Annotated in this window: 13 protein-coding genes and 4 pseudogenes; 3 read left to right on the top strand and 14 right to left on the bottom strand. The window is 57.5% G+C overall.

Annotation, left to right across the window (positions count from 1 at the left end):
- Positions 1–11: 11 nt before the first annotated feature.
- A complete protein-coding gene (locus ACA044_RS13845; RefSeq protein WP_497446852.1) occupies positions 12–926 on the bottom strand; it encodes a LysR substrate-binding domain-containing protein in 915 nt (304 codons plus the stop codon).
- An 85-nt stretch (positions 927–1,011) separates the two neighbouring features.
- Here ACA044_RS13845 and ACA044_RS13850 point away from each other — a divergent pair.
- A pseudogene (locus tag ACA044_RS13850) lies at positions 1,012–1,131 on the top strand (carbon-nitrogen hydrolase family protein); the annotation flags it as partial.
- A pseudogene (locus ACA044_RS13855) lies at positions 1,085–1,510 on the top strand (transposase); the annotation flags it as partial. The pseudogenes ACA044_RS13850 and ACA044_RS13855, both read left to right, overlap by 47 nt.
- Positions 1,511–1,720: 210 nt before the next feature.
- Here the strand turns inward: ACA044_RS13855 and ACA044_RS13860 are convergent.
- From ACA044_RS13860 to ACA044_RS13870, 3 genes and pseudogenes are all read right to left on the bottom strand, one after another.
- A pseudogene (locus tag ACA044_RS13860) lies at positions 1,721–1,823 on the bottom strand (DUF159 family protein); the annotation flags it as partial.
- A 53-nt stretch (positions 1,824–1,876) separates the two neighbouring features.
- Positions 1,877–2,923 carry an acyltransferase family protein gene (locus ACA044_RS13865; protein ID WP_497446853.1) on the bottom strand — a complete coding sequence of 349 codons (1,047 nt, stop codon included), beginning with the start codon at positions 2,921–2,923 and terminating at the stop codon, positions 1,877–1,879.
- A 77-nt stretch (positions 2,924–3,000) separates the two neighbouring features.
- Positions 3,001–3,234 carry a hypothetical protein gene (locus ACA044_RS13870; protein WP_497446854.1) on the bottom strand — a complete coding sequence of 78 codons (234 nt, stop codon included), beginning with the start codon at positions 3,232–3,234 and terminating at the stop codon, positions 3,001–3,003.
- Between the two features lie 241 nt (positions 3,235–3,475).
- Here ACA044_RS13870 and ACA044_RS13875 point away from each other — a divergent pair.
- Positions 3,476–3,784: pseudogene (locus tag ACA044_RS13875) on the top strand (transposase); the annotation flags it as partial.
- Here ACA044_RS13875 and ACA044_RS13880 read toward each other — a convergent pair.
- The 10 genes from ACA044_RS13880 to ACA044_RS13925 are packed head-to-tail and all read right to left on the bottom strand — an operon-like array spanning position 3,759 to position 15,762.
- Complete coding sequence (locus ACA044_RS13880; protein ID WP_497446855.1) at positions 3,759–5,237, bottom strand: family 16 glycosylhydrolase; 1,479 nt, start codon at positions 5,235–5,237, stop codon at positions 3,759–3,761. The pseudogene ACA044_RS13875 and the gene ACA044_RS13880 sit on opposite strands and share 26 nt — an antisense overlap.
- Before the next feature lie 37 nt (positions 5,238–5,274).
- Positions 5,275–6,330: a UDP-glucose 4-epimerase GalE gene (gene galE / locus ACA044_RS13885; RefSeq protein ID WP_497446856.1), complete on the bottom strand. Its 1,056-nt coding sequence runs from the start codon at positions 6,328–6,330 to the stop codon at positions 5,275–5,277.
- Positions 6,331–6,359: 29 nt separating this feature from the next.
- On the bottom strand, positions 6,360–7,778 hold the full coding sequence (locus ACA044_RS13890) for an oligosaccharide flippase family protein (protein WP_497446857.1): 1,419 nt from the start codon (positions 7,776–7,778) through the stop codon (positions 6,360–6,362).
- A 13-nt stretch (positions 7,779–7,791) separates the two neighbouring features.
- Positions 7,792–8,745: a glycosyltransferase family 2 protein gene (locus ACA044_RS13895; protein WP_497446858.1), complete on the bottom strand. Its 954-nt coding sequence runs from the start codon at positions 8,743–8,745 to the stop codon at positions 7,792–7,794.
- Positions 8,746–8,762: 17 nt separating this feature from the next.
- Complete coding sequence (locus tag ACA044_RS13900; protein WP_497446859.1) at positions 8,763–10,076, bottom strand: O-antigen ligase family protein; 1,314 nt, start codon at positions 10,074–10,076, stop codon at positions 8,763–8,765.
- Positions 10,073–11,185 (bottom strand): glycosyltransferase, encoded by a 1,113-nt coding sequence (locus tag ACA044_RS13905; protein ID WP_497446860.1) that lies wholly within the window; start codon positions 11,183–11,185, stop codon positions 10,073–10,075. Before ACA044_RS13905 ends, ACA044_RS13900 begins: the two co-directional genes overlap by 4 nt.
- Positions 11,182–12,261: a glycosyltransferase gene (locus tag ACA044_RS13910; protein WP_497446861.1), complete on the bottom strand. Its 1,080-nt coding sequence runs from the start codon at positions 12,259–12,261 to the stop codon at positions 11,182–11,184. Before ACA044_RS13910 ends, ACA044_RS13905 begins: the two co-directional genes overlap by 4 nt.
- 2 nt (positions 12,262–12,263) lie before the next feature.
- Positions 12,264–12,968 carry a WecB/TagA/CpsF family glycosyltransferase gene (locus ACA044_RS13915; protein ID WP_497446862.1) on the bottom strand — a complete coding sequence of 235 codons (705 nt, stop codon included), beginning with the start codon at positions 12,966–12,968 and terminating at the stop codon, positions 12,264–12,266.
- A 13-nt stretch (positions 12,969–12,981) separates the two neighbouring features.
- A complete protein-coding gene (locus tag ACA044_RS13920) occupies positions 12,982–14,322 on the bottom strand; it encodes a UDP-glucose dehydrogenase family protein (protein ID WP_497446863.1) in 1,341 nt (446 codons plus the stop codon).
- A gap of 48 nt (positions 14,323–14,370) precedes the next feature.
- Entirely contained in the window at positions 14,371–15,762 is a 1,392-nt protein-coding gene (locus ACA044_RS13925) for an undecaprenyl-phosphate glucose phosphotransferase (RefSeq protein ID WP_497447221.1), read from the bottom strand.
- Between the last annotated feature and the right edge of the window lie 113 nt (positions 15,763–15,875).

Below are 15,875 nucleotides of genomic sequence, written 5' to 3' on the forward strand. Positions count from 1 at the left end.
GACCCTATTCCCTACGGTTGGGAAAAGATCGCGACAATCGCCTCGCGAACTTTCAGCACCACCGGATCGAGCTGCGTAGTGGTGCGCCAGCCCAGCTCGATCGGGTAGCGTGGCAGCGCCAAAGGGCAGGGCAGCAGTGCCAGTGCGCTGAGCGCGGCGATACTTTTAGCCGCATGGGCCGGAATGGTCGCCACCGCCTGACTGCCCTTGAGCAGATGCGGCAACGCGGCAAAGTGCGTGGTCGAAGCGCATACCCGCCGGCTCAGCCCCAACGCCGCCAGGCCTTCATCGGTAATCCCGATAAAACCGCCCGAGGACACCAGAATGTGCTCGCGGGCGACGAACGCCTCAAGGCTGAGGCTCTGCTGTCCCTCGGCCAGGCTGAGGGGATCCACCAGACACAGATAATCCCCTTCACCCAGCACCTGACGGCTGAGCAAGCGCTCGGCAAACCCGCCTGCCGTGATCGCCAGATCGATGCTGCGCGCCATCAAGGCCTGGGCGACGATCTGGCTATGGGTTTGCCGAAAGATCAACCGCAGCTTCGGCGCTCGGTGAGCTATCTCTTCGATCAATCGTCGCCCGTAGGCGATTTCGAAATCATCAGACAAGCCGATCATTACCGAGCGTCCGTCGTAATGGTGGGCAGCCGGATCGACCATCGCCAGGCTCTGGCGGCATTTATTCAACGCATCGCTGACCACCGGTTTCAACTGGTTGGCCTTGAGCGTCGGCGCAAGACCTCGACCCGTGCGCACGAACAACTGATCGCCATACACCTCTCGCAACCGGCGCAACGCCGCGCTGACCGCCGATTGCGTCACGCTCAGACGCAGCGCGGCACGGCTGGCGCTGGATTCCTCGTGCAGCGCTTCGAAGACTTTGAGCAGGTTGAGATCGACGGTGGCGATATTCATTTGATTCATATCATTGAGTAGTGAGTCTGGCTTTATTCATGATCCTGTCGCGCCGCAGAATGAGCAACACCTCATTGCTAACGGAGTCACCGCGATGTCCAAGTCAATCGTTGCTGCCCTGCAAGTCGGTGCCTTGCCCGGCGGCAAGGCCGACACCCTGGAACAGATTCTTGCCTGGGAAAACGCCATTATCGAGTCCGGCGCCGCACTGGTGGGAGTGGCTGGAATTTCTCAAAAAGATCAATCGCGAAACGCCCAGGCATCTTCAGTTGCATCTGATCGTGGACAATTACGCCACGCACAAACACCCGAAAGTGAAGGCTTGGCTTGAGAAGCACAAACGCTTCCACATGCATTTCACCCCGACCTCCAGTTCGTGGATGAACATGGTTGAACGCTTCTTTCGCGACATCACGGTGTATCTGCGTGAGGGCAGTTTCAGCTCGGTTCGTGAATTGGAAAGCTCGATCACCACGTTCCTGGCACTGCGTAATGTGCAGCCGACTCGCTATGTATGGAATGCAAAGGGAGAAGATATTTTGAACAAGATACAGCGAGCCCGTGAGGCGATGGCTTCACGGGCTAATGGGTAAATTATTTTCAAAACAGCACACTAGGTGACATCTTTATTGACCCGCCGACGCGCGCCTCATGCTCTCATCTCTATCAAGCCTCAGCATTTGCCGGGGCTTTTGTATTCATGCTCCCGAGACGGAGGAAAGGGAGGACATCCGTCACTTGCTATGCCTGGCACCAGACACGTGGGCGGTCTTGCTCGCCTGGCTCAGCCAGCATGCCCGGCTTCTGCACGGGGCCGCCTTCATCAACCCACTCAGACCAGTTGTCGATCGCAATGATCGCCCAGTGTGGCCAGATGGCTTTGAAAAATGGGTCCATGGGCAACTTTCTTGAAGGCTCAGTATCGCGCTGTCGTGAAGGAGGAGCTCTGTTAGGGCTGATCAGCCTCTGACACGGTTGAAGGATAATGAAAGGAATTTTTTAATTAGTCTGGCAATGGGGACTTCTATTTTTTTGTGGATGATATAAGACGCACCTATCATCAAGGCGGTGGTGCCCCATAGCAGTATGTGCGGGTTCACAGCCGGATAAGCAATGTTAAAGATCATAAAGCCGATCATTTGATGTAATAGGTAAAGTGGGTAGGTTAGCGCTCCTAATGTAGTCCAGTTCAATGCCCCTATGGCTGCCGTTTTGTTCGTTGCGATCAAAAAAAACGTCATGAAAAACAGGATAATTATGCTGCATACGATCAGAGGATTGAATTCGGTTGAATATTTGGTTTCGAGCAATTCGGCCCATACAGTTGCGGTGTAGTTGGCTAATGCCAATGCACCCGCCAATAGGAGAACTCGTGTTTTTGTTATGCCCTTGGCCCATATAATGTAGAAGGTTGCACCCGCTATGAAATATGCAGAGTAATCGGTAACTAATATCAAGCGCACCTTTTCAAAAGTGAATACTTCTGCTGTGGCAGAGATCAGTAGCCAGAGCACGAGGTATGTCTCTATTTTTTCTATTTTCCTGAAGCCCAACAGAATGGATATCATTATGTAAAATTTTATTTCTACAAAAAGAGACCAGTAAACACCGTCTATCGACGGGACACCCATCAGGTCGCTAAGTAATGTCATGTTGATAATGTATTGATAAAGATTAGCCGTATATCTTGGCTGTCCGATGGCAAGAGTGATTAGAAAAGTGATGGTGCAGCACACCCAGAAAGCAGGGCAGAGGCGAACGACTCGGGATATAAAAAATACTTTGAGATCATTGTTCGAAGCGGTCATCAGAATGACGAATCCGCTGATCATAAAAAACAGTTCGACTCCTAAATAACCGTATTTAGCAGGCTCAGCCAATAGCGGGTAGGGCATTGTAGACATGTCGCCCCTTGCATGCCCGCGAAAAGCATAGTGAAAAATCACTACTGCGAAAGCAGCAAGGAAGCGCAGCAAATCTAATTCTTTCAGCCGGCGTTTGATCATGTCTATGCGCTCCAAACTTGTTGGCGCTGATTGAAAACTGACCATCCTGCCGATTGAAATTTGACTCAGGGCGAACGCTATAGCAGCAGTAGCGCCTCATGGACTTCAATAGAAGGTGTAATGCCTTCTTTGCGTCGGCTATCGAGCCAGTTTCTGGTTTTGTTTACATCGAAGATCTGGCCCTGATCCATCAAGGTCAAAAGGAACTCATCGGAAATCCGATAGCGCCCACAGTCCGGACAATCCCTCTCCTCCCACGGGCCGTGACACTGAATGCGTTCCGCCACGCCGACACAAATAAGACAATTCATCGTTATCACCCATTCTTGTTTTTTTAACCGCCGCCCGTGAGCCGGTTGAGACGCCGCGCACGGGAATCATCGGGCGCGCTGATGAGGCTGGAATTTTGTCGACCTAAATGATCGAACGAAAGTTCAGGGCGTTAACGCTTTCAGGATAAACAGGTCGTATCTACCACCCAACCTGAGGTCAGCCAGGCGACGGTTGTAGACTTTGACGTTGGCTTGACTGGTTCGGATCTGTTGCCCCTTGCGGGTTCGACGCTGGGAACATCAAGCCGTACTGGAGGAAATGCAGGACAGGCCAAGCAACGCGCCGGAAGTGATGCAGATCCGAAAACGGATGGTTGAGCATCCCTTCGGGACGCTCAACCAATGGATGTGAGCGAGGCACTTCCTGACTCGAAAGCTTAATGGGGTAAGCGCCGAGATGAGCGTGAATGTGCTCGCCTACAACCTGAAACGGGTCATGAAAATTAGGTCGATCGGAGTCGGCCTGGGGCGAACATTGAGAATACCTCGGCTTCGTGTGATGGCTATCGACTACGTTGCCACATCTTGACGTAGTCGACTTCGAAGGTGGCGGGCAGGTCAGCATCGTCGACCACGCCGAACCATTTCCACATGGCCTCACTGTCAAAGACGATCTGCATGGGGAAGAAGAAGTGGGTGTTCTTCGATTCCCTGACCAGCACGCCATCGACGTACCAACGCAGGGTGTCGGGCTGCCAGTCGAAGCCGTAGACATGAAAGGCACTTGCCAGGCGCCAGGGGCTGATCCAGGTGCTGCCATTGGCGACATGCTCAGTGCTTTGCGGCGTTGCCCACAGGTGGGCATTCATGTTGTACGAACGGTCGAGGGCCGCGTCTTTGGTCTTGCCGCCGATTTCGAAGATGTCGATTTCGGTGGCATTGTCGGCCATGCCTGTCCACGCGAGCCAGAACGCGCTGGAACCCGCCGAGTTCATGGGTTTGGCGCGTGCTTCGTAGTAACCGTAAAAGCCGCGCTCGATCGTGCGGACCATGGCGGAGGAATAGTCCTTGAAACCCAGTTGCACGTACTTCTGCGGCAAGGCTTCCTTGCGAAAGACGATATTCAGGTTGCCGTTGGCCAGGAACGCATTGGCCGGCCTGAACAGCGCCGGTTTGCGACCCAAGGATTCATTCCCCTGGGCATTGTTGACGTGCCAGCGCACGGAGTCGAGAACGTCGCCATTGAAGTCATCGGACAGTTTGCTGTCGAATATCCAGTTGCCGGCATTGGCCTGATCGGACAGGGGCAAGCCAGTGTCGCCGAGTGTCGGCAAAGTGCCCAGCGGTCCAACCCGGGTCCAGGTATCGGCCTCCCGGGGAACGGCAACCGACCACTTGTTCGCCAGGTATTGATACGCCTCTTGTTGCTGCGCAAGGGAGGCAAACGGGCGGTCGTACACCAGCACTTCCGCGATATCGCCTTTGAAATTGTCGGAATTGCCGACCACGTTGCGCCCGACCGCGTAGGGGCCAATCGGCACGTCGTGAAGTTCGAGGACGGAAAAGGTCGGCGCGTAGGCGTCTGCCTGTCGCAGGCTGATGGCGAAGTTCGGCAGCACGTTGTCGTTATCGGCGCTTTTCGGGCGCGAGCTGAACAGCCGCTGCCAAGGGTCTGCCGGGCTCTGCTCGGGCAACCGACGGGAGACGATCAGGAGGGTCACCGAGCCTTTGCCGGCGCGGATTGTTTTGCCCAGAAACGCCGAAACGCCATTGAAGCGCACCACCGCGTTGCCGTGCATTGCGTTGACCACGCGCTGCGGACGCGAGGACGCAATGGCATCGTCTACCGTGGCATGGTTGGTTTTGCCGGACTTGTCGTTCCAGCGCTGGAGGCGGCCCTGCGTATCGATACTCATGGTCGACGCGTCGGCCGCGTCCAGCCACAGCACCAGCCCGACGGCTGGCGGACGGGAAGGCGCTAGCGCGGCGCTGCAAACCAGCGAAACCGACAACAGCAGTACCAGCAGACATTCTCTGAGCATGTGCTTTCCTTGCTGTTGGAGCGATTGCTTGCGCCCGTTACTTCACCGCAGTCAATACCGGTACGTTGAAAGAGGACTGATACCCCTGCGGATTGCAAGACTGCCAACGCCAGGAATCCGCCATCATCTGATCCAGATCGCGTTGTGCGCTCCAGCCCAGATCCCGTCCAGCCCTGCTCGGGTCGGCCCAGCATTGGGCGATATCTCCGGGGCGGCGTGGGGCGAAGCGGTAAGGAATGGTAATGCCGGTAACGTCTTCGAAACTGTGGATGATCTGTAGCACGCTGTAGCCAATGCCGGTGCCCAGATTCCAGCAATGGATGCCACCGAGGTTTTGCAATACCTGCAGCGCTTTCAGATGGCCATTGGCAAGGTCGACCACATGGATGTAGTCGCGCACGCACGTCCCGTCCACGGTGGGATAGTCGCAGCCGTACACCATGAGTTCGGGCATCCGTCCAATCGCGACCTGCGTCAGGCACGGCAACAGGTTGTTGGGTCGGCCCCTGGGATCCTCGCCGATCATACCGCTTTCGTGAGCGCCAATCGGGTTGAAGTAACGTAACAAGGCGATGTTCCAGCGTGGATCGGAGTGGCACAGGTCGGTCAGCAGCTCTTCGATCATCAGCTTGGTTCGGCCGTAGGGATTGACGGGTTTGCCAGTGCCGAGATCTTCGGCAATCGGTATTCGCGTGGGATCGCCATATACCGTGGCCGACGAGCTGAACACCAGGTTGAACACCTCGTTTCGGGCCATCGCCCCGCAGAGGCTCAGCGTACCGGCAAAGTTGTTGGCGTAGTAATCCAACGGTCTTCGCAGGCTTTCCTCAACGGATTTCAGGCTTGCGAAATGCACCACGGCATCGATGTCATAGCGACTGAAAATATCGTCGAGCAAGATCGAGTCGCGAATATCGCCGTTGATGAAATCGACCCGGGTATGGGTCAGATGCTCAAGACGAACGATCGACTCTCGACAGCTGTTACACAGGTTGTCGAGCACCAACACATTGTGTCCGGCGTTGATTAACACCAGGGCGGTATGGGAGCCGATGTAGCCGGCCCCGCCAGTGATTAGCGTAGTTTTGCGCATGGTGAGGTGTTCCTGTCTCGGGACTGAATTCAGCGGGCGGTGAAAACCGATTTGAATTCTTGCGGCCAGCGCGGGTGCATGACGCTATACGCCACGGCATAGCTCAGCGCGCCAACCACGATGTTGCAGATCAGGTGCAGGTAGCCTTGAAAACCCAATCGGGAAGAAACCATCAGGACGATCGCTGCCATGACGAGCGAGGCAATCACGCTGCGATAGTTGGTGTCGAAAAACAGCCGCCAGCCATAGCCGATTGCGCTGTTCAATCCGCGGATTTGTAGTGGAGTGATGATCGCCATCCGCGCCAGCAGGGCCAGGGCGGCGGCCATGCCGCCATAGAGGCTGCCGAAGCTATAGACCAGCGCCAGTGCCAGTACCGTGGTTGCCACTTCGGCCTTGATGGTCAGGTGGCTGCGATTGACCGCGACCAGTGCGGTCGTGGCGTACATGGCGGTATTGCCGATGGCTGCCGTGCACGCAAGCACTTGCAGCAGGGGAATGGCCTCGGTCCATTTGGCGCCGAAAATCAACAGGATCAGGTCGTGCGCCGTGAGCGCGATGCCGATGAACAAAGGCGTCAACAGAAAGCCGCTGATGGCGGTGGAATCGCTGATGATCGCGCGCAACCGTGATGGATCGGCGCTGCGCCGGGCAAACACCGGCAGCGCATAGCTAATCAGACCGTGATAGATCGCCGTACGCGGCAGATCGATGATGCGCATCGCCATGTTGAATATGCCAACCGCGTTGGTGCTGGCCGTCATGCCCAAGACCACATTGACCCCGTGCTGTAGCGTTTGCGAACTCAGCGCGTTGACGGCAACCGGTGCGCCGGCCTTCAACAGTTCGCGCAAGAAAGGGCCGTCAATATAAAAGGCAATGCGTCGCGGGTCTGCGCGCATCAATACGATGATGGACACGAACTCCATGATCAGGGCCTGGGCAATGACCGCCCAGGCGCCCAACCCCCAAAGCGCGACAGCGATGCCGCCGACGCCACCACACACTTTGCCCAGTAACGTGCGTGACGCCAGCATCCTGAAGTTGCCGCTACGGCGCATTTGCGCCACATAGACCCGCGCCATCATGGTGAACAGGATTTTCACCGAGGCCACCGCCGTCATCCATTGCAGCACCGGGTCGGGCGTGTACAGAATCACCGCGCCCGAGATGATGGCGATGGACACCAGGCTGACAAGCACCGCGGCCCAGAAGGCGGTAGAGATGTGTTTGTCTTCCAGTCGTTCGAGCCGTACCAGCGGGTCTTCCAGCACCGAGGAGTAGATGAGACCGATCAACTCGACGATGGCAATGATGATCGTGCCCACACCCAACTCTGTGGGTGACAGCAGCCTGGCATACGCGACAAAGGTAATCATCGACAGGAAGATCAGGCCGAATTTCTCGGTGAAGATCCAGATCAATGTCACCAGACGGTGATTGGCCATGGCGGATACCGGTTCAATGAGCGGTGGTTGACGCCATTACCTTGCGCAATGATCGGGCGCATGCGTAGAGGTAGCGCAAGGTCGGTTTGCCGTTGGCGAAGATCAGTGCTTGCCAGGAATATTCCAGCATTCGCCGGTACACGCCGATCACCTCGGCATGCTCGGCTCTGCGGGAAAACGCATAGAGAAAGTCGGTGTGGTTACCCAGCACGAAATCGATCCGTTGCTGCTTGCTTAGCTGCGCGCCATAGCGGGCGAGGTACACTTCGATGAACCTGATCTTGTTCTGGTAGTACTTTTTCGGTTGCGCGGTCATGTTGCCGCTGTTGACCGTGCGCTCCAGCAGCACCTGTGGCACCGTGTGGATCTCCCAGTGTTCGGCGATTCGGGTCCACATGAAGCGGTCTTCGGAGTAACGCAGGCTGGCATCGAAGCCGCCGAGTTGCATAATCACGTCGCGCTTGACCAGCGCGGTGGATACGCCATTGACGACGTTGGCGTGGATGAAATCGTAGAAATGCCTGCCGTTCTTGCGCCGGTTGTCCAGTTGCCGCCTACCGTCGCTGTAATTGACCTGCGTGTAGCAGTCGATCAACCCCACCGGCCGTCCCTGACGACTGAGTTCGTCATACAGTGCCAGTTGTTGCTCCAGCTTTTGCGGACGCCATTGGTCATCGGCATCGAGCAACGCCACAAAAGTTTCTTGAGTGTGCCGCAATCCGTGGTTGCGGGCGCTGGCCTGGCCTTCGTTGGCTTGCTGCAACAGCGTCAGGCGAAACGGCGCCGCGAAGTCTTTGACCCGTTGTGGTCCGTCATCGGTGGAACCATCGTCGATGACGATGACGTGATCGGGCTGTCGGGTTTGCCCGACCAGGGACGCCAGTGTTTGCTCAATGCTGTCGGCGCCGTTGTACATCGGGATCACGACGCACACTGAATGCGGTAAAGGGGGGGCTTGGTCTGACACAGGTGTTTCTCCTTTTGTTACGCCTGGGCTGAATCGCGCGGTAATGCCCTGCCAGACGGACGTTGACGCAGGGGTGCAGGGGACAACTCGGGGAATGTCGCGTGGTGATACCGAAAGGACAGGGCCAGGGTGCAGAACACCAAGAACTCGGCGGAGCGGTAGTTGGGAATCACGTACGCCACATAATTGGTGACGGCGAACAAGCCGATGATCACCAGCGCGCTGGCGCGAAACTGTGCCGCCTGGTTCGCCGTCACGGCGCGGTATTGTTTGAGCAGCGATTCGCTCAGCAGCAACGCCAGTGCAGTCAACTGGATAACGCCGCCGTTGAGCAGGGTCTCCATGTAGCCGCTGTGAGCGTTGCCGATATAGCCCCAGCGGGTAATGAAAGCAGCGGCATCAGGGCTGGACCAAAAGGCGCCGAAGCCGTAACCCTTGAGAAACTGTCCGTCGATAAAGGGCGCGAGCAGCTCCCAGATCAATGTACGGTCGGTAAGTGACGGGTCACGACCGGACATTTCCAGTAGTACCGCAAAGTTGCTGTATAGAAACAGGCAAGTCAGCAGGTAGAGGAAGGTGCAGCCCAGGAACATCAGCTGCGAGCGGTTGATGCGCAAGCGGATCAACGTGAGGAAGTACCAATAGCTGATCGTGCCGGAAATAATCAGCACCACCCCTGTTGCTGACTGGGCGAGCAAGATGGCGACCAGCGAGAAAAACGAACAGAAGAGCGCCCAGCGATTGCGCTGACGAATCATCGGTAGCAACAGCAGGATGGCGATCGCGTTGAGCCGGGCGCCGGCGTTCTTTTCGGCAAAAATCCCCTTGAATGCGCCGTCGCGAATGCCACCGGATAAGAACGCGATGCCAGGCATGACCACGGCGAGTATCAACCCGATCAACGCCGCCACGCCGATGGCACAGCCGAGTATGAAGGTGATTTTTTCAAGGGGGTAGTTATAGGCAATGAAACCGGCAAAAAACACCACGCTGAGCATCGCGATAAACCGCTTGAGACTCAGCATCGGGTCGTGGGACCAGCCGATCGATGCGATGACACAGAGCATGAACACCAGCAGAAAGAAGTTGCTGCGGTAAAAGGTTTTGCTGAGGAACACCTTGTTGCGGATGAAGAAGAAGAATGGCACCAACAGTGTGATGAGGCCGCAGACCTGGTTGGCGACGCTGCCTTCGAGGTCTTTATCGATGTCGCCGAAGCTGGATGCGCCACCCAGCCCGAGAACAAACGTAATCACCTGGATGTAAAACAGCACGCCGAACAAGGTGAAGGCGTCACGTAGCGTGGAGTACCTGACTTCCAGTCTGTTCATGGCGACGGTCTCCCGAGCAGCGCGGCGAGGTAGGTTTGCGCCGCCTTGGCGCTCACGAATCGGGCGGCAGCATCGAGTCGGAACTGACGCTTGAACTCTCGCGGCAGCGTCAATTGCAGGGCAATCGCCTGCGCCATTGCGCTGGGGTCGTCGACCGCCACCAGCGGGGCAACGACTCCATCGAGCAGAATGTCTTGCGGGCCATGGGGGCAGCGGGTCGAAATCACTGGCGTCCCCGTAGACAAGGCTTCGACCAGCGCGTTGGGACTGCCCTCGAACCGCGACGACAGCACAAAACAATCAGCCGCAGCCACTTCGGCCATAGGGTCATTGGTGTAGCCCGGCAGGTCGAACCGATCAGCCAGGCCCAGCGTACATGCCTGGTCAAGCAATTGAGTCCTGAGCGCGCCTTCGCCAAAGATGATCAAACGGACGCTGCGATCCGGTAATGCCGCGAAAGCGGTGATCAAGGTGTCGAAGCCTTTTTGCGACGCCAGACGACCCACGGCGACAATCACCGGGCAGGACTTTTCCAGCAGCCAGCAATGGCTCGGCAGCCCGGGCCTCTTGTCGCGAAAGTCGTTGTCGAGGACCGGATTGTCGGCAATGGTCACATCCCGGTGTCGCGCAATGGTGGTGTCGACCAAGTCCTGGGCGACGCCTCGCGAGACGCAGATCACCGGATTGGGAATGAGCCGATACAGCAGCGGCGCCACCAGGTAGGCCACCCGCACCCTGAAGTCGGGGTTAACATATTTGTCGTGGGAAAACGCGTTGCGCTCGCTGACGTGCAGCCGTGCCAATGTTCCTGACAGCGTTGCGGCGGCGATCGCCACCACGTTGACGTGAGTGAGGGCAGCCAGTTGCGCGTCGAAGCGATTGGCGCGCAGAAATCGCGCGAGTGCCGGCACGGCACGTGAGCTGCGCGGGCTTTGCAGTTCAACCTTTTTTACGCGCGGGTCGAGGTGCGCCGCATGGATGCCGTCGCCGGTGAGCATCAGCAATGTCACGTCATTGCCCGCATCCACCAGTGCGCCGGCGAGGCGCGCCATCATCTTTTCGGCCCCGCCTGCGCTGAGATCATGCAGGATAATCAGCAGCTTTTTCATTGGTTCCATACCTGGTAGTACGCCTGCGCGGCCTGCTGGCTGGTGTATGGGTGGATGGCATCAGTGAGCATCTTATCGCTTGGCGAAACGTATCCCTGTGACGTCAGGCTTTGCAGCATTCCACTCGCCAACGCGGGTACGTCGTTGACGGCGACCAGTCGGCCAAGTCGACCGTTGTCCAGCAGCTCTCTGGGCCCGGTCTCGCAGTCACACGCCAATACCGGCGTACCCAGCGCCAACGCCTCGATCAGCACGGTCGGCATGCCTTCCTGCACGGAACTCAGAATGAACAGTTTTGCGTGCCTGAGCAGTGGATAGGGGTTACTCAGGAAACCCGTGAAATGCACCCGGTGCGCGACGCCCAGGCGGCTTGCTTGAGTGGTCAGTGCGTCGAGCAAGGGACCGTCGCCGACGATCACCAGATCCGGCAGCGCTTCGTTGTGCAAAGCCAGGGCGTAGGCATCGAGCAACAGGTGAAAACCTTTGGGTTCCACCAAACGGCCCAGGCTCAACCAGTAGTCGCTGGGTAATCCTGCGAGCAGTTGGGCCTGCGAGGCCTTAAGCAGTTGTTCGGTGACGACTGCGTTGGGGCAATAACGGATTCGCTGCTGACCCCATGGCATTAAATCAACGAGAGCCTGGCGCAGGGCAGTGGAGACCGTCACTACCTTGCCGCTGCCACAGAGGTACAACGTGTAGAGCAGGCGCAGGCTTGAGGGACCGGTTTTCTGTTCAGTGCAATCAAGTGTCGCGTGGCGGCTATAGATGACTTTGCAGGAACTGCCCAAGGTTGCGAACCAGGTGCAGAGGTTGGCCTGCTCCTTGGCAGAGATGAGGTGGGTGACGCCGTCACGGCGAATGAGCTGGCGCAACAGGACGATGGACTTGAGCAGACCGACGATACCGCTGCCGCCGCCGTTGAGGTTTTGAACACCTTTGGTGTCGGACATGTCACCGTTCATGACGAAAAAACTCACACGCCGGCCGTCCTTGAGAAACTGCTCGGACAACCGTTGCTGAACGCGCTCGACGCCGCCGCCCGGCTTGAAATCCTTGAGGATAAACAGGATATGCATGGTCACTCCCCGACGCTGATGGCGACTTTGTGCCGAGCGATCATCGCCAACAGGTGCAAAAAGTTGCTTGGGTAGTCGATGAGGTAGCGTTTGATCGTATGGGGCTCGCGATACATTCGATAAAACGCGCGCATATGCAGGCGATTGATCACCGCTGGGTAGTAATGCCGCGTGGCCATGGCTTCCTGGCGAATGAACCCGCCACAGGTGAAGGCGACACCGCCGAAGCCCGCGCGCAGCGCATCCTGCTCGAACTGCTCTTGCAGGCCGGCGCCCAGGCCGACGATCAGGATGTCCGCTTTGCTGCGGCAGATGTCGGCCCGAATGCCCTCGGCCTGCGACGCATCGAAGTAGCCGTTGTGATAACCGGCGATGGTCAGCAGCGGATAGAGTGTCTTGATCTTGCTGATGAACAGCTCCAGTTCAACTTGCCGGGCACCGACGAAATACACGCGTTTGCCCTGTTGCTCGGCGCTGCCAAGTACAAGGTCGGCAATAGACGTGAAGTCGAAGCTGACCCGGCCGATCTTACGACCGGTCACGCGAGACATGAATGTCGACATCAGCATGCCGTCGCAAAAATAGGCGACGGTGCTTGGCGTCTGCTCGAAAAAACTGCCGATGGACGAAAAGTTAATGAAGGAATAGGCCTGGTTGGCCTCCAGTAACTTCGGTGAGTATTGCCCGACGAGTTCCAGTCTGATCATGGTGCGATACCTTTCAGAGGACCGTGTGGGTTTGCCGGCCCACGGATATGTAGGTAAAGCCGCGTTTGCTCAAACGCTGCGGATCGAACAGATTGCGTCCATCAAAAATCAGCGGTTGTTTGAGCTGCTGGCTAAGCAAGTCGAAGTCCGGCGCGCGAAATGATTGCCACTCGGTGACGATGATCAGTGCGTCGGCATTTTTCAGGGCCGCTTCCTTGGTGCCTGTCAGTGTCAGGTCATCGCGCGAGCCATAAATGCGCTGGGCCTCTTCCATGGCTTTCGGGTCGAACGCCTGGACGCTGGCGCCGGCGTGCCACAAGGCTTCCATCAATACCCGGCTGGGAGCTTCGCGCATGTCGTCGGTGTCAGGTTTGAAGCTCAAGCCCCACAAGGCAAAGGTCTTGCCGCGAAGGACACCGTCGAAGTGATTGAAAATTTTGCTGTACAGGCTGGCTTTCTGTTCATGGTTGCGCAACTCGACGGCCTTGAGCACCCGGGCGTCGATGTCGACGCTGGTTGCGGCGTGAATAAGAGCCTTCACGTCTTTGGGAAAGCACGAACCGCCGTAGCCAAGCCCCGGGTAGATAAATTGATAACCGATGCGCGGATCGGAGCCGATGCCATGGCGCACCCTCTCGATATCGGCGCCGAGTTTTTCGGCGAGGGCGGCCATTTCGTTCATGAAGCTGATCTTGGTCGCCAGCATGCAGTTGGCGGCGTACTTGGTCAGTTCGGCGCTGCGAACGTCCATGACGATGATTTTTTCGCGGTTGCGGTTGAACGGTTCATACAGTTCGCGCATAACCTCTTCGGCGCGCGGGCTGTCGGTGCCGATGATTATCCGGTCCGGGCGCATGCAGTCTTCCACCGCGCAACCTTCCTTGAGAAATTCCGGATTGGAGACCACGTCGAACGTGAGATCGCTGCGATCGTTGTCGGCCAGCACCTGCTCGATGCGCGCGCGTACCAGGTCACCGGTGCCGACCGGCACAGTGGATTTGTCGACAATGATGTGGTGACGGTCCATGTTCAGCGCGATGGTTTGCGCCACGCTCAACACGTATTTGAGATCTGCTGAACCGTCTTCGTCAGGCGGCGTACCAACGGCGATCAACAGCACATCGCCATGATGAACAGCACTGGCCAGGTCTGTGCTGAATTGCAGTCGTCCGCTTTGGTAATTGTCGCGCACGAGGCTTTTCAGACCGGGTTCGTAGAGGGGCAGCGTGCCTTCCTTCAGTGCCTCTACCTTGGCAGCGTCGACATCGACGCAGAGCACGTTGTGCCCGACCTCTGCCAGTGCGGCGCCTTGGACAAGGCCCACGTAACTAATACCGAATACGCTCACGTTCATGGTCAAACCTCGAGTCGTCGTGGCAGTCAGCAACGATGGGGAAGGGGGTCAGTAGATGTTTTTCGAGAACAAGGTGAAGGGGGTCTTGATGAGGATTTTGATGTCGAGCCACAGCGACCATTGGTTGATGTAGTTGAGGTCCTGGGCGACGCGCAGTTGCATCTTTTCCACCGTCTCGGTTTCCCCGCGATGCCCGGTGATCTGGGCCAACCCGGTGATGCCCGGCTTGAGGCGATGCCGGGCCATGTAGGCGCGCACTTTGCCGGTGTAATAAATGTTGTGAGTGACGGCATGCGGGCGCGGGCCGACCAGGGCCATTTGGCCGAACAAGACATTGAACAGCTGTGGCAATTCGTCGATGGAACTGCGGCGCAGGAAGCGTCCAACCGGCGTGATGCGGTCATCGTCACGGGTGGCCTGGCGCACTTCGCGGTCGTCGTGGACGCGCATCGAACGAAACTTCCAGACCTTGATCACTTCACCGTTGCAACCGTGGCGGTTTTGCTTGAACAGCACAGGGCCTGCGGAGGTCAGCTTGACGGCGACCGCCACCACCAACAGCAATGGGCTGAGCAGAATAATGGCCAGGGTGGCCAGGCTGCGTTCGAACAGGTCCTTGCAAAACAGGCTGGCGGGATGAGAGCTGATCAGGCTTTCATTGAGGTAAATGGCCGGCATTCGCTCGATTTCCGAGATCGAGTGGTTGAGCAACACCATGCTGCCAAAATCCGGGATCCATACCACATCGACATTCATGTCCAGCAGGTCGATGTAGAGCGCTTCGATGGTGGCGGCATGCGCCATTGTCAGAACGATATAGACGCGGCGCACTTCCAGGCGGGTGATGATTTCGCGGATCGAGTCGACATGGCCGAGCAGCGGCAGAATGCTGGGGGCCGGGCCGCTGTTGTCCGCTGCGGCAATAAAACCCAACACCAGCGCACGGTTCGGTCTGGAGAGTTTTTTCGCCAGCTCATGGGCGGTCGGGCATGTGCCGATGATCACCGAACGACGCTCGTTGCAGACCATCCGAGAGTGCAGTCGGGCGAAGTAATGCAGGGGCAGAAAACTCCCGGCCTGGACCACGAAGCCCAGCACCGCCCAGACCATAATCACCTGGCGCGAATAAATCGCACTGGTCTGGGTGATGAAGGCAATACCCGCCAGCACGGCCAACAGGATCAACCAACCGGCCAGCAATCTGCCGAGCCCGACCAACAGGCCATGGCGCTTGTGGTAGACCTGCATCACGCTGTAAATCGGCACTGAACCGAGCACAGTCAGAATGATCAGAATGCGGTATTCGCTGGTCAGACTGCCGACGCGCCAATACACGAGCAGCATCAGCAGCGAGGTGGCCAGCGTCAGCGCGCACAGCCACTGCCCCCAGAACGTCAGGCCTCGGCGGTGTGCCATGTGAGCGGTATAGAACGGTGTCATGGGCTTAACCTCAAGGCAGAAGTAATGCATCAGCGCTGGTCGGGCAGGCACGGCGTGGCTCCCGCAGGCTTTTCCCTAGTTCGGCAGAGGTGAAGCAGCGTGTTGTGATGGCA

Source organism: Pseudomonas sp. LBUM1673, assembly GCF_059695645.1.